18 protein-coding genes are annotated in these 19,306 nt (G+C 31.9%); all 18 read left to right on the top strand.

The window, feature by feature from the left end; translation table 11 throughout:
• Window positions 1-68: 68 nt before the first annotated feature.
• The 18 genes from FLACHUCJ7_RS23265 to FLACHUCJ7_RS25650 all read left to right on the top strand — a co-directional run bounded on the left by FLACHUCJ7_RS23265 (window position 69) and on the right by FLACHUCJ7_RS25650 (window position 19,298).
• Entirely contained in the window at window positions 69-1,439 is a 1,371-nt protein-coding gene (locus tag FLACHUCJ7_RS23265) for a glycoside hydrolase family 27 protein (protein WP_180910712.1), read from the top strand.
• On the top strand, window positions 1,439-4,018 hold the full coding sequence (locus FLACHUCJ7_RS23260; protein ID WP_180910711.1) for an alpha-L-arabinofuranosidase C-terminal domain-containing protein: 2,580 nt from the start codon (window positions 1,439-1,441) through the stop codon (window positions 4,016-4,018). Before FLACHUCJ7_RS23265 ends, FLACHUCJ7_RS23260 begins: the two co-directional genes overlap by 1 nt.
• Before the next feature lie 41 nt (window positions 4,019-4,059).
• A complete protein-coding gene (locus FLACHUCJ7_RS23255; RefSeq protein ID WP_180910710.1) occupies window positions 4,060-5,991 on the top strand; it encodes a family 43 glycosylhydrolase in 1,932 nt (643 codons plus the stop codon).
• Window positions 5,992-6,406: 415 nt separating this feature from the next.
• A complete protein-coding gene (locus FLACHUCJ7_RS23250; RefSeq protein WP_180910709.1) occupies window positions 6,407-6,883 on the top strand; it encodes a hypothetical protein in 477 nt (158 codons plus the stop codon).
• A complete protein-coding gene (locus FLACHUCJ7_RS23245; RefSeq protein ID WP_180910708.1) occupies window positions 6,880-7,551 on the top strand; it encodes a hypothetical protein in 672 nt (223 codons plus the stop codon). Before FLACHUCJ7_RS23250 ends, FLACHUCJ7_RS23245 begins: the two co-directional genes overlap by 4 nt.
• Window positions 7,552-7,705: 154 nt before the next feature.
• Complete coding sequence (locus tag FLACHUCJ7_RS23240) at window positions 7,706-8,194, top strand: hypothetical protein (RefSeq protein WP_031457244.1); 489 nt, start codon at window positions 7,706-7,708, stop codon at window positions 8,192-8,194.
• Window positions 8,195-8,501: 307 nt separating this feature from the next.
• Window positions 8,502-8,975 carry a GNAT family N-acetyltransferase gene (locus FLACHUCJ7_RS23235; protein WP_180910707.1) on the top strand — a complete coding sequence of 158 codons (474 nt, stop codon included), beginning with the start codon at window positions 8,502-8,504 and terminating at the stop codon, window positions 8,973-8,975.
• A 239-nt stretch (window positions 8,976-9,214) separates the two neighbouring features.
• Window positions 9,215-9,970: a DUF4262 domain-containing protein gene (locus tag FLACHUCJ7_RS23230; protein ID WP_180910706.1), complete on the top strand. Its 756-nt coding sequence runs from the start codon at window positions 9,215-9,217 to the stop codon at window positions 9,968-9,970.
• A 268-nt stretch (window positions 9,971-10,238) separates the two neighbouring features.
• Window positions 10,239-10,706: an STM3941 family protein gene (locus FLACHUCJ7_RS25495; RefSeq protein ID WP_317170957.1), complete on the top strand. Its 468-nt coding sequence runs from the start codon at window positions 10,239-10,241 to the stop codon at window positions 10,704-10,706.
• 177 nt (window positions 10,707-10,883) lie between these two features.
• The gene (locus FLACHUCJ7_RS23220) at window positions 10,884-11,453 is read left to right on the top strand and encodes a hypothetical protein (protein ID WP_180910705.1); all 570 of its coding nucleotides are present in this window, start codon (window positions 10,884-10,886) and stop codon (window positions 11,451-11,453) included.
• Window positions 11,454-11,830: 377 nt separating this feature from the next.
• The gene (locus tag FLACHUCJ7_RS23215; RefSeq protein WP_180910704.1) at window positions 11,831-12,595 is read left to right on the top strand and encodes an alpha/beta hydrolase; all 765 of its coding nucleotides are present in this window, start codon (window positions 11,831-11,833) and stop codon (window positions 12,593-12,595) included.
• Between the two features lie 212 nt (window positions 12,596-12,807).
• A complete protein-coding gene (locus FLACHUCJ7_RS23210) occupies window positions 12,808-14,094 on the top strand; it encodes a retropepsin-like aspartic protease (protein WP_180910703.1) in 1,287 nt (428 codons plus the stop codon).
• 93 nt (window positions 14,095-14,187) lie between these two features.
• Complete coding sequence (locus tag FLACHUCJ7_RS23205; RefSeq protein ID WP_180910702.1) at window positions 14,188-14,838, top strand: WG repeat-containing protein; 651 nt, start codon at window positions 14,188-14,190, stop codon at window positions 14,836-14,838.
• A gap of 211 nt (window positions 14,839-15,049) precedes the next feature.
• Entirely contained in the window at window positions 15,050-15,649 is a 600-nt protein-coding gene (locus tag FLACHUCJ7_RS23200) for a hypothetical protein (RefSeq protein ID WP_180910701.1), read from the top strand.
• A 217-nt stretch (window positions 15,650-15,866) separates the two neighbouring features.
• Window positions 15,867-16,883: an STM3941 family protein gene (locus FLACHUCJ7_RS23195; RefSeq protein ID WP_180910700.1), complete on the top strand. Its 1,017-nt coding sequence runs from the start codon at window positions 15,867-15,869 to the stop codon at window positions 16,881-16,883.
• Between the two features lie 195 nt (window positions 16,884-17,078).
• Window positions 17,079-17,999 (top strand): hypothetical protein, encoded by a 921-nt coding sequence (locus tag FLACHUCJ7_RS23190; protein WP_180910699.1) that lies wholly within the window; start codon window positions 17,079-17,081, stop codon window positions 17,997-17,999.
• 373 nt (window positions 18,000-18,372) lie between these two features.
• The gene (locus tag FLACHUCJ7_RS23185; protein ID WP_078229425.1) at window positions 18,373-18,822 is read left to right on the top strand and encodes a hypothetical protein; all 450 of its coding nucleotides are present in this window, start codon (window positions 18,373-18,375) and stop codon (window positions 18,820-18,822) included.
• A 92-nt stretch (window positions 18,823-18,914) separates the two neighbouring features.
• Window positions 18,915-19,298: a TonB-dependent receptor domain-containing protein gene (locus tag FLACHUCJ7_RS25650; RefSeq protein ID WP_180910760.1), complete on the top strand. Its 384-nt coding sequence runs from the start codon at window positions 18,915-18,917 to the stop codon at window positions 19,296-19,298.
• The last annotated feature ends 8 nt before the right edge of the window (window positions 19,299-19,306 follow it).

The following is a 19,306-nucleotide window of genomic DNA, read 5'->3' as shown; positions in this document are numbered from 1 at the left end:
TTTTGTTATAATGAAGAAAAGTTTATTATATTTGAAGTGTACTATCAACACTTATTTTTTTTACTGATATGAAAATAAAAAGCATAATAATATTTAGTTTAGGAATTTTTTTAACATCATTTTTTTCAAATGCTCAAAAAGCAGTTTTTAAAAAAGATGAATTTAAGCAATGGGCACAAACGCCTCCAATGGGCTGGAACAGCTGGGATTGTTATGGTCCAACGGTAGAAGAACACGAAGTAAAAGCCAATGCCGATTATATGGCAAAAGAGCTGAAAAAATATGGTTGGGAGTACGTAGTGGTTGATATCAGATGGTTTGTAGAAAATGACAAAGCAGGAGGGTACAACCAAAAAGATCCACGTTATGTAATCGATCCATATGGAAGATATTTGCCTGCTGTAAACCGTTTTCCTTCCGCTAAAGATGGTCAGGGATTCAAACCGTTGGCAGATTACATCCACAAAAAAGGATTGAAATTCGGAATTCACATTATGCGTGGGATTCCTAAAAAAGCGGTTGAAGAAAAAATGCCAATTAAAGGAGCAAATGGAGTTACAGCCGACCAGATTTACACCACAGCCTTACAGTGCGAATGGTTAAAAGATAATTATACTGTTTTAGCAGACAAACCGGGAGCACAGGAGTATTATGATTCTATTTTTGAATTATATGCACAATGGGGAGTAGATTTTATTAAAATTGACGACCTGTCAAGACCGTATCACGAAGGTGAAATCAATTTGATCAGAAATGCAATCGATAAATGCGGACGTAAAATCGTATTGAGTACATCACCTGGAGAAACACCAATTTCAGCAGCTGCACACGTAACAAGACATGCCAATATGTGGCGTATGGTCGATGATGTTTGGGATACATGGCCACACATTACACACCTGATGGATGTTGCTCAAAAATGGTATCCGCATATTGCTCCGGGAACATGGCCTGATTGTGATATGATTCCGTTAGGACGTATTTCAGTTAGGGGAGAACGTGGAGAAGACAGAATGACGCGTTTGACAAAAGACGAACAATATACACTGATTACATTCTTTAATATTTTTAAATCGCCTTTGTTTTTTGGTGGTGATTTACCAAGTAATGATGCCTTTACTTTATCATTATTAACGAATAAAGAAGTGGTAAAAATGCACAACGAAAGCACAAATGTAAAACAGCTTTTTCACAACGACGGAAAAATTGCCGTGACTTCAAAAAATCCAAAGGACGGAAGCGTATATCTGGCATTGTTTAATATTTCAGATACAGATTCTCAAAACGTTTCAGTAAGTCTTTCAGATCTTGGAATAGCGGGTTTTGCCGGAGGAATAAACATGTGGACAGGTGAAAAACTGAATGTTTCTTCCAAAGAAGTTTCCGTAACCTTAAAACCTCACAGCTCTGTTCTTTACAAACTAAAAAGCAAAAAATAATGAAGAAGTTTTTACAGCAGCATTTTTTGGGTCTTGCAGTACTTTTTGTAATTGTCTTTTTATTCTCTGGTTTTAGTTTCAAATCCAAAGCAGACAAACCGGATAAAGTATATCTTTTTGCCTATTCGAATTTAAAAAATAACGGTAAAAACGGACTTCATTTTTCATGGAGCACCGATCAGAAAAACTGGTTTGGGATTGGTCCTGAACACAGCTTTTTAAAATCAGATTACGGAAGCTGGGGACCAACAGGAAAAAGTATGTCTGAAGCTTTTTTAATAAAGGATGATAACGGAATTTTTCATTGTTTTTGGAGTGTGAAAGACGATGTTTTAGCACAAGCTTCAAGCAAAGACCTGATTAACTGGAAGAGTCAGCGTTATATTCAGGCAATGAAGAATATAACTAAAAAACTGGACGAGAAACCGGTTATTCAAAATATAACTGTAGGTAAAAAAGACGGTCAGTATGGCATTCATTGGGTTTCAGATAATACTAAGTATTACAATACGACCAAAGATTTTGTAAATTATACTGAAACGAAAGAAGATACAGACAATGCCCCTAAATTAACTGAAATTACGGTACAAGGCGACATTCAAAAAGGGACTATCACAATAGTTGACTGGAGTGTTGTCGAAATGCTCATCAGAACAATGGAATCTGTAAAATTCAGAGATAAGAAGGATAATACTTCGCCCAAAAGTGACAGCCTAATGTTGGCGGGTTTAAAACCTGTAACTGCTCAAATCAATATAAATGGCAGGGATGTTAAAAAAATCAGCAACATGCTTACGGGTGTTTTCTTCGAGGACATCAATTACGCAGCCGATGGCGGTTTGTATGGAGAAATGATTCAAAACCGTGATTTTGAATATGCCGTTAGCGATAAAAAAGGAAGAGACGAAAAGTGGAATGCCACTATGGCGTGGGATGGAGATTTTAAAATTTCTAAGGAAAATCCAATTCATGCCAATAATCCAAATTATGCAGTTCTTATAAAAAGTAGTGTCAGTAATACCGGTTTTGATGGAATTGTTTTGAAAGCCAATGAAAAATATGATTTTAGTGTTTTTGCAAAAGGGGTAAAACTTACCGTTAAATTAAAAAGTTCTGCAGGAGAAACTCTGGCAGAAACAACTGTAAGCCCAACGGCTTCATGGAAAAAATTAACAGGTGTTCTAAAATCATCAAAAACAGTAACCGATGCACATTTAGAAATTAGTACAGCCGGAGAAACTGCTGTTGATATGGTGTCGCTTTTCCCTCAAAAAACATTCAGAAATCGTAAAAATGGTCTTCGTGAAGACTTAGCAGAAGCTATTGCAGGAATGAATCCAAAGTTTGTACGTTTTCCGGGAGGCTGTGTAGCGCATGGAGACGGAATTCATAATATTTACAAATGGAAGAATACGATTGGTCCTTTAGAAAGTCGTATTCCTGCCCGAAACATATGGAACTACCACCAGTCAATGGGATTAGGGTATTTTGAATATTTTCAGTTTTGTGAGGATCTAGGAGCCCAGGCCGTTCCAGTTTTGGCTGCAGGCGTTCCTTGTCAGAATTCATCTGATGGAGGAGCCGGACAGCAATTCGGAATCCCGATGGAAGATATGGACGAATATGTTCAGGATGTTCTGGATCTAATCGAATATGCCAATGGAAGCGTGAATACTATCTGGGGTAAAAAACGTGCAGAAGCCGGTCATCCGAAACCATTTAATTTAAAATATGTAGGTATTGGTAATGAAGATCTGATCAGTGATGTTTTCGAAGAACGTTACCGAATGATTGTAAAAGCAGTTCAGCAAAAACACCCTGAAATTATTATTATTGGTACAGTTGGACCCTTTTTTGAAGGATCAGATTACAATGAAGGCTGGGCAATTGCAAACGATTTGAAACTGCCAATGGTTGATGAACATTATTATCAAAGCCCGGGCTGGTTCATCAATAATCAGAACTTTTATGACAGCTATGACCGCTCAAAATCCAAAGTATATCTGGGCGAATATGCTTCACGAGGTAATAAATTTTATAATGCCCTTTCAGAAGCTTTATACCTTACCGGAATCGAACGAAACGGAGATGTGGTAACAATGGCTTCATATGCACCTTTACTGGCCCGCGAAAAACATACCCAGTGGAATCCCGATTTAATTTATTTTAACGGTTATGAAGTAAAACCTACAGTAAACTATTTTGTACAACAGCTTTACGGACAGAACCCAGGTGATTTTTACCTTCAGAATACCGTAAAATTATCTGATGCGAATGACGAAGTTAACAAACGTATTGGCGTTTCCGCAGTTCAGGACAAGACAACAGGCGATTTGATTATAAAACTGGTCAATGTACTTCCGGTTTCCGTAGCACCTTCGATTACAGTAGCTAATCTGGGAACAGCAGAGAATGCAAGTTATACCTTATTATCAGGAAATCCTGAAAAAACGACTGCCAGACCTGTAACTCAACAGATAACTGCAAAAGAAGTATTTTCAAAAGAACTGCCTCCTTACTCATTTGCCGTAATACGTATAAAAGTAAATGAGAAAGTACTTTTAAATGAAACTTTTTAAATTTTGATATACTCGATTTTTTATTTAAACTCAACAGAATAATGAAAAGAACACAATTTAGCCTTGTATTATTTTTAGCGATTTTTAATCTTTTACAGGCCCAGAATATTCCGGCAGGAACACCTCCTGTTATTGCCGGCAAGGATTTAACCGCTTATTTATTTGTATATTTTACAGGAAATAGCATCGAAGAAGAAGCAGTTCGTTATGCCGTAAGTGCCGATGGGTATCATTACCATACCCTTAACAGCGATAAACCGGTTATAGACAGTAAGGTAATCAGCTCTACAGGAGGGGTGCGTGATCCCCATATTTTGCGTGGCGACGACGGCAAAACATTTTATATGGTGCTGACTGATATGACTTCTTCAAAAGGATGGGACAGCAACCGTGCCATGGTTTTGCTAAAAAGTACTGATCTTGTAAACTGGAAAACCAGTATCGTGAATATTCAGAAAGCATTTCCGGGCAATGAAAACCTGAAACGTGTTTGGGCACCTCAGACGATTTACGATGCCAAAGCCGGTAAATATTTGATTTACTTCAGCATGCAGCACGGAAATAATGCAGATAAAATCTACTACGCTTACGCAAATAAAGATTTCACAGCGCTTGAAAGCGAGCCAAAATTATTATTCATTCCAAAATCTGAAAAAGCCTGTATTGACGGAGATATTATCGAAAAGAACGGTGTGTATCATCTTTTTTACAAAACTGAAACCGAAAATCCGGGAATCAAAGTGGCTACCACAACCGATCTGACTTCAGGAAAATGGACAGAAAACGACAATTACCTCCAGCAGACCAAAGAGTCCGTTGAAGGTTCCAGTGTTTTTAAACTAAACAATTCGGACGATTATATTCTGATGTATGACGTTTACAAAAAAGGAAAATATCAGTTTACAAAAAGCACCGATTTAGAAAATTTCAAAGCAATTGACGATGAAATTTCAATGGATTTCAAACCACGTCACGGAACTATTTTGCCAATCACCCGTTCTGAATTGAAAAGGCTTTTTGCAAAATGGGGAACTCCTGCAAAATTTCCAAAAATAAATAACAACCCGGTTTTACAAGGATATTATGCCGATCCTGATATTTTATATTCAAACAAAACCAAAAAATATTACATCTACCCAACCAGCGATGGTTTTGATGGCTGGTCAGGCAAATATTTCAAAACTTTTTCATCAGAAAATTTGATAGACTGGAAAGACGAAGGCGTTATTTTAGATCTTCCAAAAGATGTAAGCTGGGCCAACAGAAATGCCTGGGCACCTTGTATCGTAGAGAAAAAGGTAAAAGGAAAATACAAATATTTCTATTATTTCACCGCAGCGCAAAAAATTGGTGTTGCCGTTTCAGACAATCCGGCAGGACCGTTCAAAGACAGCGGAAAAGCCTTGGTAGCAACCAAACCTGAAGGAGCAAAAGGCGGCCAGGAAATCGATCCGGATGTTTTTACAGATCCTAAAACCGGCAAAAGTTATTTGTACTGGGGTAACGGATACATGGCTGTAGCCGAATTGAATGACGATATGATTTCATTCAAAGGCGATATAAAATTGATTAAAGTAGACAAAACGTTCCGTGAAGGAACCTACGTGATTTACAGAAAAGGAACTTACTATTTTATGTGGAGCGAAGACGATACCAGAAGTCCAAATTACAAAGTACGATACGGAACTTCAAAATCACCTCTGGGACCAATTGAAATTCCGGAAAACAACATCGTAATTCAGGGAATCCCGGATCAGGGAATCTATGCAACAGGTCATAATTCGGTTTTACAAATTCCAAACAAAGACGAATGGTATATCACGTACCACCGATTTTCGTACCCAACCGGAATAAAAATGGGAGAGGCCGGAGGTTTCCACCGCGAAGTCTGCATTGATAAATTAGAATTCAATCCGGATGGAACCATTAAACAGGCAACCCCAACACATACAGGAATACAGACAATTAAGTAATACCTATTATTTCGTTGTAAAAAGCTGCTCTACTTTGCCCCGGAGCAGCTTTTTTTGTTTTATAAATTTTGAGTTTTAGATTTAGGAGCTGTTTCCTGCTGTACACTATATCTTTTGTGCCGAACCCCGGCACAAAAGGATGCCGTTTCCATCAGGGCTAGGGTTTTTAGGTTTCATAACAATGTTAAAATTACAATTACCTACTTAAGAAAGTATTCGATAAGTCTAGAGTCTTTTTGATGATTAACAGGAAATTATCATATATTTGACCAACAATAAAATCTGACATTTGTCAGACATAGCGACCTGATTTAAGGTGGATAAGTCTTATATTGTCAGACATATATACAAGTTGTGCGTAATACTGCGTAAAGTGCTAAAAATCAACATCCCCATATAATCAAATATTTATAAAATGGAATATAAAATTGAAGAAATAGAAATTAATGATCATTTGCTCAGATTATCTATTCAAGAATTAAATGAATTAACATTTATTCCTGAAAATATTGAATCTGCAAATACTAAAGAGGATTTAATTTTTACTGAATCTATAATTGAACTTCATAAATATTTTAAACTTAATAATATACATATTAATTCATTAGGAGTTGAACCAGAGTTATTAAGAAGCAGAAAAAATGCAGACATTTATCTTCCTGCAATTTTTATAGCTTATTCAACTATTTCGGAAAATCCAAATATAGTTTCATTAGCATTAAATGTTATTTCAAGTTTTATTTATGACAATCTTAAAGGTACTATCGGAAATAAAACGGCTAAAATTGAATTTTACGTTGAAAAGAAAAAGGGTAAAATTTCTAAAATAAACTACAAAGGTGATGCAGAAGGATTAAAAAATTTTGATAAAATAATAAAAGCTCTAAAATGATGATTTTTTTTGAGAACCCAAATTTATTAATTTCTGAGTTTAATGAAATGGCTTCTATTGCCCAAAATAAAGCATTCATCACGATCGGAATTGAAATTCAAAAAGAAGAAATCCAAACTATCCAGAATTATATAAAAGAACTCAATAGTTTAAAAAAAGAATATGTTAGTAAAAATTTTGAAAACGAAGCAAATCTTGTCTATTGTATTGAAAACTCTTTATTAGCAATTGCTTATGAATTACAAATGCTTGTAAACATAAAAGAAGATAAAATGGACGAAGCTTGGAATAGTTTAGTAAGAGCTCAAGTAATATATGGAACTGTAATATGTAACTCAACTTTTCCTGATGAATCAAACGAAAAATATTTAACTAAATTAGAGCAATACGAAAAACTACTTTTTCCTAATCTTTATTTTCAAAGTGTTGGAGGAATTATTAAACAAAGCCATTGTTCTATCTGCAATGAAAAGTCAGGTAAATGCAATCATATTAAAGGAAAACTTTACAATGGTGAACTTTGTACAAGAATAATAACTGAAATGGAACTTGAAGAAGTTTCATTTGTGAAAAATCCAGCAAATAAACATTGTAGAGTTATTTCAATAGAAGAAAATGGAAAGAATATAGATATTTTAACTTTAAGAGAAATTAAAAAAGAAAAATAAGTACTACGCACAACACACGCTACAAGCAATTTGGGTATTAGGCTTAATTTGAAATTGGTTTTGTATTTGGAAGATTAGGCAAATCCGAGAATAGGTCTTAATTTAATCCCAAACCCACTTTAATCCCAGAACTTTATACTTAATTTAAGTGACGATGACAAGAGTTAAACATATTAATCCTATAATAACGAAGATTTGCTTAATAATTCTTGTTTTGTCAATAGCATCATGTGACAATTCTGTTCAAAGACCTAATGAGTTAGAATATTTAATAGGGACTTGGGTTTTGGACAGTGCTACTTACCCCAGAGGAAATGATTACCAAAAAGTGGAAGCATGTGACTATTTAACTTTTCTCAAAGACTCTGCTTACACTTTCAAAACAAATTGTGGTTGCATTCATTTAGACTTTAAAGGAAAATATTTTTTATTGAATAATCCTAAACGCGGACTTAAGACTATAACATTAGTACCTGATATTGAAATTTACGAGGGTGATACTATTAGAATTGGCTATGATAACTTTGACATAGTAAAAATTAGTAACCGGCGACTTCAGATTGTTCGAGAGACTGAATTTTTCGATAGAAACGACTTGCATTTACGATTTAACAAAAATGAAATTTATAAAAAGATAAAATAAACTGATTATAACAGCTACAACGGATTTGGACAATTGGCTTAATGGGAAAATGGTTTTGTATTTGGGATGATTTGATTTGCCTGTTCGCTATGACTCGGGTGGAAATCTAAATATAGGCTTAATTTAGTCCCAAACCCGCTGATAACAGAGCGTTATGTGATAGTTATCGCCAAAAACAGGCACATGAAAAACATCAGAAGAGACGTTTTTTAAGCAAAAAAATTAAAAGCAGAAGCGTTAAAACTTGAAAATTACGATTGTACCTTAAACTAAAATACAACCTAAAAGCCGTTTGGCGAGATTTTAAATGAACACATACTCAATAAATAAAGCGACAATTAAGGACTCAGGATTAATTTCAAAATTAATTTGCGAATTATTAAAGGATTTCAATCAACGAAGTGGAAGTAACTTTATGATTGATGCATCTAAAATTGAAGATACTTGTAAAGAATTATTGGCAAGAGACAATTTTGCAGGATTCATTGCAAGAGATAACATAACAAATGAAACTGTCGGAATAATAACAATAGCACAAGGAACTGCTATTTACAATGGTGGAGACTTTGGAGTCATAACAGAATTGTATGTTGACAGAAACATTAGAAGTAATGGAATCGGAAAACTTCTAATTAAAAATGCTTTAGAATTTGCAAGAACGAAGAATTGGAACAAAGTAGAGGTCGGTGCTCCTAACAAGGATGAATGGCCTAGAACAATTGAATTTTACAAAAAGAATGGATTCGAAGAAAAAGGACCTAAACTTAGGGTAACAATATAGAAAATTGAATCTCGAACTATAATAGGTTATATCAATTACTAAATAAAACTGAAGATTTTAAAATTTGCGGTAAAAATAACCATTACATAGATGCTACAACTGAGCAATAGGCTTAATGGAAAGTTGGTGTTGTATTTGGAATATTGGCAAATCCGAAGAATGGGCTTAATTTAGTCCCAAATCCGCTGTAGTCACAGAACGTAGTGGTAACCTTAGTAGAAGAAAACTTAAACGAAAGAATGACAAAAGAAAACGAACATAATTGTAGAGATGATAATCGGACAAAATCTGATATAGAAAAATATGGACTCTCTGTTATACTTATTGAAGCGAGTGACTATTTGCCTTCTTTCGCTTATAGTATTGGACTTTGGACTAAATACAATCATCCCGAAATAATTTGTTTTGGACTTAGCACCCAAACTTTACATTCAATAATCAATGATGTCGTTGACTTAGTAAAGAGTGGACAAAAAATTGAGACAAATAAAACATACAATGATATATTTGAAAATAGTAAAGCCGAATTTGTCCAAATTGACAACAGAAATTTAGCTGACTATTTTGGAACTGCAATAGATTTCTACAATACAAATGATTTTCCTGCAATTCAACTTATTTGGACAGACCGAAATGACAAATTTCCTTGGGAAACAGATTTTGAAGAAGAGTTTATTTACAAGCAACCTTTACTTGACAGAAACGCTGATTTTAAATTCAATGAGGCTAAAAACGTTGCTGTTTTTACAACAAGACAATGGCTTGAACTTGGAAAACCTATATTAAGAGTTGTACACGACAATGATGGAGATTGGCAGTTTTTAACAGGCGACCAAATGCTCGAAGATGCTAAACTTATTGCATTAGAGCAAATGACAATCAAAGATAAAACTTTAAATGAAGTTTTTGACCTTGAGTATGGAGAGCAAGCTGAAAGAGAATTTATAGGTGGAAAATGGACAAGAAATATCATTGAAAATGATGATGATGAATAAAAAGGCTACCACTAACTGCTACAACGGATTTGAACAATAGGCTTATGGAAAGTTGATTTTGTATCTGTAATGATTTGGCAAATCCGAGAATAGAGCTTAATTTAGTACCAAACCTGCTGTAATCCCAGAACGTTAACCGTCATTGTACGGCAGAAAAGAGAAAAAGAACTAAAATTAAAACCAAAACGAAACTAAAATAATGTCAGAAGAAAATCAAATTGAAATACCATTGAGTAAGCAAAAATTATATTTAATGTTATTAGGCTGAATAATATTTGTTATAATCGGAACTTGGTTAGTAGTAAATCCACCTAAAAGTAATCATCAAATCTTTGGAAATCCAATGATAATTTTTATAAGCGGAATATCTGCAATTGTTTTTTTTGGGTATACTACGTTTATACTTTTAAAAAAAATGCCTGATAATAAACCAGGTTTAATAATTAACTCTGAAGGAATAATTGATAATTCTAGTGGAGTTTCCGCAGGAATAGTTTTGTGGAAAGATATAATCGAAATTTCTACAGCGAATGTAATGAACCAAAAATTCTTAATGTTTATTGTAAAAAATCCTGAAGAATATATAAATCGTCAAAATGGAATTGTGAAAAGAAAAGCAATGGAAATAAATTATAAAACTTATGGTTCACCAATTAGTATTTCCGCAAATACTTTAGACACAAATTTCGAAGAGTTATATAAATTGTTACAAAGAAAATTCAAAGAAAGAGCATAAAAACAACGAACGGCTACAACGGATTTGCAATTGGCTTAAAGGAAAAATGTTTTTGTAGTTGGGCTGATTTAGCAAATCCGAAGAATGAGTTTATACCGAACTTACGCAGAAAACCAAAAAGCCATGAAAATTTTCGACTTTTTCAAAAGCAAAAAAAAGAATTTAAAACTAATCAAGGTGGAAAAGGAAAATCCACTAATTAACACTTTGATAAATCATCACTTTTGTATAAAAGATTCAAATAATAATGAAATTCTAAAAGTTTTGAATGCTTCTTATACCGAAAATGTATTAGTTGATAATAAATTTAATTGGAATTTTCTATTTGATGAAAAAACGAAAAATTTTGACAAACAATTTTTATTATTTGATAAAATTAATGAATGGAATTATCTACGATGGAATGTTTGGGATTTTGAAGAAACTAAAAAAATGACATTAATTCTTTCAAAAGAATTAAATACAAAAGTATATTATTTTTTTATTGACCCTTGGATTTGTACTTGTAGATGGATTATGGCAGACAAAGGCCAATTAATAGAATCATATTTTGAAAGTCACGAAAAATTTTTAAATGAAGATGGAAATTGGGAATTTGTGAATAAACCAAAAAATAAACAAAACAAACAAGAAAAAGCCGAGTTTTGGGAAGACAAATTTTGGAAGTTATACAAACGATCATGCCAACCAATTGACATAATAAATCACAGACAAAATATTTCAGCAATTAAAGGAGAACTTAAATAAAAAACAACTTTCTTAAAAAAAGGTTAAACCAAAATAAAACCACTTTGGATTTGCGAAGTATTATCGAATAGTATGAATTTGAATGAAAAAATCTTAAGGAAGTTTGTATTCTGATAAAAAAATATATTAAAACCAAATAGTTTACAGCTACTATAATGAATTTAGGCAATTTGCTTAATCAAAAGATGGTTTTGTATTTGGAATAATTTGGTAAATCCGAAAAATGGAGTTAATTTAGGTCTAAACCATCTGAATACCTGATGTTTGCGTCAATTATCCGGGTGACTACAAAAAGTAAATCTTTGATATATTACCAAATTTAAAATTATCAATATTTAACCATGACAACTACTCTTAATTGTAAAAAGTATACCCTTATGCTTTTTTTGTTTTTATCATTGCAATCAAAAGGACAAAATGTCGAATTGTTTAATCACATATCTAATGAAGTAATCACAATACCATCCAAAGTACTAAATGAGGAACGTCAAATTTACATTCATGTTCCAAAACAGGAATCCGCAAGCCCTAACAAGACTTTTCCCGTGTTGTATTTATTAGATGGGGAAAATAATTTTCATATACTTTCCGCATACATTGACTACTTAAGCTATTATGAGATAATCCCTCCAATTATAGTAGTTGGTATTATTAGTAAAGACCGTAGAAAAGACCTTACACCTACCAAAAGTGCAATTGATTATTTTGGAAAAATTGACTCTACCTATAAAACAAGTGGTGGTAATGAACATTTTTTTCAATTTATGCAATCAGAGTTAATACCCTACATTGAAACAAATTATAAAGCTGGATCATACAAAATATTTGCCGGGCATTCTTTTGGTGGCATTACAACTATAAATTGTATGTTTACTCACCCTGATATGTTTAATGCCTATATAGCCATAAGTCCTTCGCTTTGGTGGGATAATAAATATATATTAAAACTCGCAGAAAACAAATTGACAAAATCAGTTTATCTCAATAAAATGCTTTTTTACAGTACAGGAAACGAAGGTATTAATGAACAGAATTCATTTCATACTGATGTGTTGAAATTTGATGGTTTGATTGTAAATAGAACACTAAAAGGACTTTTATATAAGTACAAATGCTACCCGGAAGGAAAGCCACATGAGTGAACCAATAGTTGCTTATTATGACGCATTGCGATTTATTTATCAGGACTGGAAACCTCCATTGAAAAAATAATAGTGGAGATTATCACTGAAAACAGCCGCTAAAAATGTAAAGAATTTTCTTTGGGCTGTCTGTTCTTAAATTAAGGAAAAAGCAAACACATTACATTAAAACGTAGTAGCATTTTATAACGAAATTCACAATTAAAGATATTATGAAAAAAAATCAAATTCTCGTTATTTTAACCCTTATTGCAACATTTGTTAGTTGTACAAAAAAAACAACTAACAAGATTGTTGAAGACAAATTAAATTTCTTGCTTGAACAGAAAAATTATTTTCAATTACAAGATGAACTATTCAAAAATTTGAATGAGTTGAGTGATGACCGGATTTTGTACTATAATGTATTCATAAATAAAGCATTTGGACAATGGGAAAAATCCAATCATGAAATTGAAATTCTTTTAAACAAACACAAACAAGCTTTAAACGACAGCTTAACCGTTAAGTTACTTGATGTTCAGGCATCCAATTACCTGTTTTTATATGAATACAAAAAGGCAACGAAAATTTACAACGATATTTTGACTACTTATAAAAAGGTTTTGGACAGTGCTGATTTAGAAAATTATAAAAACACAAAAAATTTGTTTGGGACATTTTCGGATGTAAATCAGCAGAAAATGCACAAAGCCAAAGATGTAACTTTAAAATCGTATAGAAACAAATTCAATCACCTTATGATACCGGTAAAGGTAGATACTGTCAACGAAGATTTTATTTTTGACACTGGAGCAAATTTGAGTACAATATCTGAAAGCCAGGCAAAGAAAATGAAGCTTAAATTGTTTGAACAAATTGTAGATATTGGTTCATCAACTCAGAAAGATGTTCAGTCTAAATTGGCATTAGCTGACAGTCTGTATGTAGGAGATATACTTTTTGAAAATGTGTTGTTTATTGTTATGCCTGATAGCCAATTAACATTTCCTCAAATAAATTATGCCATAAAAGGAATAATTGGTTTTCCGGTAATTAACCAATTGGACGAAGTTCACTTACATAAAGACGGTAAGATATTTATTCCGGGAGCTGCTTTAAAAAAAACTGAAAAAAATATGTTTTTTGAAGGGTTAAATCCAGTAGTTAGGCTTTTCTCTAAAAGTGACACTTTATTATTCACATTTGACACTGGTGCCAAGAATACAGAATTATCCTTTAAGTACTATAAGGATCATAAATTGGATGTTGAAAAAAAAGGAATTATGCAAACAAATCAAAGGGGTGGTGCTGGCGGCAAGGTAGAAGTTAAAGAATATATGCTTTCAAACTTCCCAATTCAAATTGGACAACATAAAACAAGTTTAGATAAAATTCCTGTTACGTTGGAAGAGTACGATTTTAATAAATACTTTGACGGGAATTTAGGACAAGATGTTTTTTTAAAGTTTGATACGTTGATTATCAGTTTTAAAAATATGAATATAGACTTTAAATAAATAATGAATGTACAAAACGGTTGCTAGCAATGTAGCAAGAAATGTCTAAATATCATCTTAAATTAAATTTCTACTTTTATTTTATACAAACCAATGAAATTACAATTAATACTTTTCTTTTTAATTTTTCAATATTTGGCAAGTGCTCAAAATGACCCGGAACTGTTTCCTAAAAAGGACAGAATAGCTGGAGGACTTGGCTATTTTCTTGAAGACGGAACAAATGTAGTAAAAGGTCAGTTTTGCTCAGCATCTTATAACATTGACGGCTATTATATGGTTTCCATTGCAGAACACGAAATTAGCGAGAATGGATATAAAAATGAAAATCATATACCTGGAACTGAAAAATATGGACTCCTTAACAGCAAAGGCAAATTTGTTGTCAATTTTGAAGAAAATTACAGTTCAATTGATGTATCAAATGGTATTATAGTGGTTCAAAAAAATAGTTTGTACGGAGTTGTTAATGAAAAAAAAGAAATAGTAATTCCAATTGAATATGATGAATTAGACATTCAAAATCAAGAAATATTTATTGCTAAAAAAAACAATAAAACGGCTGTAATAAATTATGAAAACAAAATTATAGTTCCTTTCATCTATGATGAGATATTTAGTTTTGTAGAAAACAAAACAACACATAATTTCTTTGTAATTGTTAAGAAAGCAGATGAAATGGGAGTTATAGACAGAAACAATAAAATAATTATTCCGTTTTCAAAAAAAAATTACAATTTATAACAGAAAAATTAATATGTATAAAAAAAGGAGGAAAATATAGTTTAGTTGATTTTAATCTAAAACCGATTATAGCAAAAGATTTTAAAACGATGTCCCAGGAAAATATAGATAATAGTGAAATTTACGCTGAGGATGAAAATTACAGCTATTATTTTACAAATAATGGAAAGGTTTTGAAGAAAGAAAAAATATCAAAAATGAAAGATTAAAAATGAAGACATTAATTTTTTTATTATTGATTTGTGTTACTTCGTTTTCACAAAGTAAAAATGAAAAAGATACTTTTACTTTTTTGGTAACAAAAGTCATTGGAGATTTAAACAAAGATAATTTAGATGATAAAGTAATAGTTACTCAAGATACTATTAATCAGGAATCCCCATATAAACTTCAAATATTTTTTGCTCAGCCAAACAGACAATTTAAATTAATTGCTGCTTCAACTAAGATAATCTCACCGCAATATCCAAACGGAAGAGATGGATACCGAACAGGAGATGGATTTGTAGATGTTACAATTAATAAAGGAATAGTTAGTGTGAATTTTGGTTTATTACGAGGACACTTTGAACATAATTTCAGGTTTCAGAACGGAAATTTTGAATTAATTGGTTTCTCTTACATATCATCGGATGGGCACGGAACAATTTACACTACTGACTTTAATCTTTCAACAGGAATAAGACTTGAGAAAACAGAAAGTTATGGTGAAGAAGAGGACAGGGTTTTGAGTAATACAAAAAAGAAAATACTCATAAGACCTTTGCCAAAAATCCAAGACGTTGAACCATTTGAAAACGAATTATACTAAAAAAAACAAATGTCTAACAGTTGGAATAATGAATTTGAGTAATGGATTTAATTGAAAGATGATTTATATTTGGATGATTTACTTCGTATGCTCGCTATCGTTTGGGTAGTAAATCCGAAGAATGGGCTTGATTTAGTATGAAACCAGTTGTAGTTCCGGAACTTTTGGAGCAGTATTTCGGCAACTAAAAAAAACACCTAAAAAAACACCTAAAAAAATGGCTGAAATAAAATTATATAAATCAAGCTGGAAAGGAGCAAGACTTATAGCATTGTCTTTGCCTTTTGTTATAATTGGTATTTGGATGATTTTGGAAGAACAAATAGGAACATTTGACTATATTATGGGATGGCTTTGTGTTTCGTTTTTTGGTTTAGGAATTCCATTAGGATTTTTTGTTTTATTTGATAAAAGACCACAAATAATAATTAATGAAAATGGAATTTCAGATAGAACTTTAAAACAAGGAGAGATAAAATGGGAGCAAATTATTGAAACCTATCCTATTGATATTCATAATCAAAAATTTATTTCAATAGTTGTTTGCGAAACATTTGAGTTTAAGAAAAAACAATATAAGTGGGCTGAAAAATTAAACGAATTTGTTGGTTCTCAAAAATTAAATTTAAACTTAAGTCAAATAAAAATTGATGAAATTGAACTTACCGAATTATTAAATAAAATTATAAATTCAGAAAAAAACGAAAGACAAAATCATATCAGAGTATTTTCATCAAACCAAAAAACTATTCCAAATTTTGAACTTCAAAATTATTTAGTTTATTTCATCATTTTAATTGTTTTGGTTTTGACATCATTAAGCAATTTCAAAGCTTTTATGACTATTATAATTTTAATGGGAATAGCGGCAATAATTGCAAGATGGCATCGAGGAACAAATAATAAATCAATTCTATATAAATATGCCCGAATAATGACTTTCTTAGGCTTTATCAATATAGTTGTACTATTACTTGTGTTTAAAATTTATGATTTTACTTCTAACAAAATTGGAATTGAAATACACAACGAAATAGAAACGTATAAAAGCAAATTTGGAAATTATCCAAATGACATTAAAAATATTCGTGAAAAACTAAATTTAAATCTAATTCAAAATTATATTGTCGACAAAATAGAATACGAAAAGAACGGAAATGAATATAAATTGAAATTAGAAACTTTAAATCATAATCAAAAAGAATTTGATACTGAATTAAATGAGTGGAATTAATACTGCTACAAACAGCTAATGCAACAGATTTGGGCAATTGCCTTAATGAAAAGTTGGATTTATATATGATTTGGCAAATCCGAAAAAAGGGTTTAATTTAGTCTCAAATCGCTTAAATTGGGCTAAGATTTAGTTCCTAACGAGGATTGATTTAAGAGTCCATAAATTAATGAATTAGAATAAATAGGTAATATAATGAATATTGATAATTCACAATTAACAAGATATGAAGACAACAATAATGTGTGGTTGTCTAAAAATAACAATCAGGAATTTAATTTTATTGATTACGGGATAGTACCCACAGTTCTTAGCAGTGAAGCTGAGGTTGGCCAGGCAATGTTAAATGAACTTTACAGCACTGCAGCATCAAAAGAAGGGGATATTAATATTGCACTACTGGGTGGGAGAGGTGCGCAGGAGTTACACCGTTTGCTTGGTGCGTTAGCAAAATCAACAGAACAGGATCAGCTGCTTGCCAGACTAAATGTTTTTACTCAGGATGCACTTGCTCCTTTGAGCATGAATAATGGTTTTAGCTTTGTTAGGGATTTTGAGCGTATTTTAGGTGATGCCTTTTTCAAAAAAATAAAAAGCTTTACACCAATGCGAACAGATACAGAAGATTTAGAGTTAGCGCTTATAGCATATTTGACTAAATTGGAAGATTTAGGTGGTTTGGATATTTTTTTTATTGGTCATGGTCCGGAAGAGAATCAGGCATCACACCTTGCCTATATAAAACCTTTCTCTGGAGCGCAGCCTCATCATTTCGTAGGTATAATTCCAATATCCGGAAGTATTTTGGAGCATCACATTAGCAAGTTTAAAGCTGGTGGAAGCCTTGTAAATGAAAGCGATGAAAAAGAATGTCGATCTGCTGAATATATTCTCACATTAGGTCCAGCAGTGATATTACAAGCCAAAAAGATTGTTCAGTCTGTAGTAGATGCCGATTCTGCTCCTGCTAAAATTCAAACTTATGCAAACGTGCTTAATACAGACCTGAGTTCAGATAAAGAGGAAGCTTTATTGCAATTAAATACAAATCCGGGGTTATGGATAAGGTTACATCCTAATACTAAGTCTTTTGTGTTGCCTAATTTAGGTTTGTAATATAGAATGAACTTAATCTAAAAGTTTGTGAAAAGCCAATTTTAATTTGGACACTCATTATTTTTATTCTAAAATATACAAAATTGATTATGATTTCAAACAGCTTATAATAAAGCTTTAAAATCCGAAAATAAAGTTAACAGAATTTGTCACTTATAAAATATCAAAAGAATTGATAAAAAGAATAAGTTAAATATTTGTATTACAATAATTTACCTGTCCTTAATTGAAAGTTCGGAGGTGAAATTTTCCTAATTTCATGAAATAGGGAGGTTACAGGAAATATTGATAAAATCTGTTTATGAAGAAAATTGTAAAAATTCTTAACCATAATTCTATTTTTAGCTCAACCAAATTTAACAACAAATAAAATATGAGCGAACTAATATATTTAAATGAAAAGACTTTAACGCAAAGAATTTTTACATTCGCATTATTAACTATTGGGTTTGGCTTAATCGTTGGAAATTATATATTTTATGGTTCTATTTTTATTTTTATTGGATTGTTTGTTTTCTCATCAAGAGGTTTAGAATTTAAAGTTGAAAACAATTCTTATAGAAAATTCTTAAAAATATTTGGAGTTCACATTGGAAAATGGATAAATTATCCAGAAGTAAAATTTATCACAGTTATTAAGACTAGAATATTAGACGATGATTATCCACAAAACAGAACATATTCTGAACTTATAAATGTCCGTTTATTTTTTAATCAACATCAATATTTTACAGTTTATCAGAATGGTAACAAAACTGAATGTTTGCATATAGCAGAAAAATTAAAATCAATATTAAAAATTGAAATTTTTGATGCAGCATGAATTATGATTGTTGTAACAAATTCCTTTTACAGAGATTTATCAAATTATTACGTTTAGGATGGAACTCAAAACAGTAAAGGTGAGACGTAGAAATTATTGCTAATCCTATTCCCAGTTTAAATATAGTTAATGAAAACAAATATACAAACGCTTCTATAGCATTAGAAGGAAAGTCTCTTACAGCTAGTCCAAAAAATGCAGCAAATATCTGGGCGAGTTATACAATTACCGAAGGAAAGAGCAAAGGACTTGGTTTAGGTGTCGGAGGAAATTACGTAAGCGATTCTTGGTTTGAAACATCAAATACATTTGTTCTTCCTTCTTATACGTTGTTAAACGCTGCATTGTTTTATGATCAGCCTAAATACAAAATCTCTTTGAAAGGAAATAATCTCCTAAATGAAAGATATTGGAATGCAACTGGAATGCCTCAAAAACCTGTAAACATATTAGCAGGTATTACATTTAAATTTTAATTCTAAAA

The organism is Flavobacterium salmonis, assembly GCF_903819435.1.
Lineage (GTDB): Bacteria > Bacteroidota > Bacteroidia > Flavobacteriales > Flavobacteriaceae > Flavobacterium > Flavobacterium chungangense.
The sequence above is the reverse complement of the archived record's forward strand: the minus strand, read 5'-3'. Positions and strand labels throughout refer to the sequence as shown.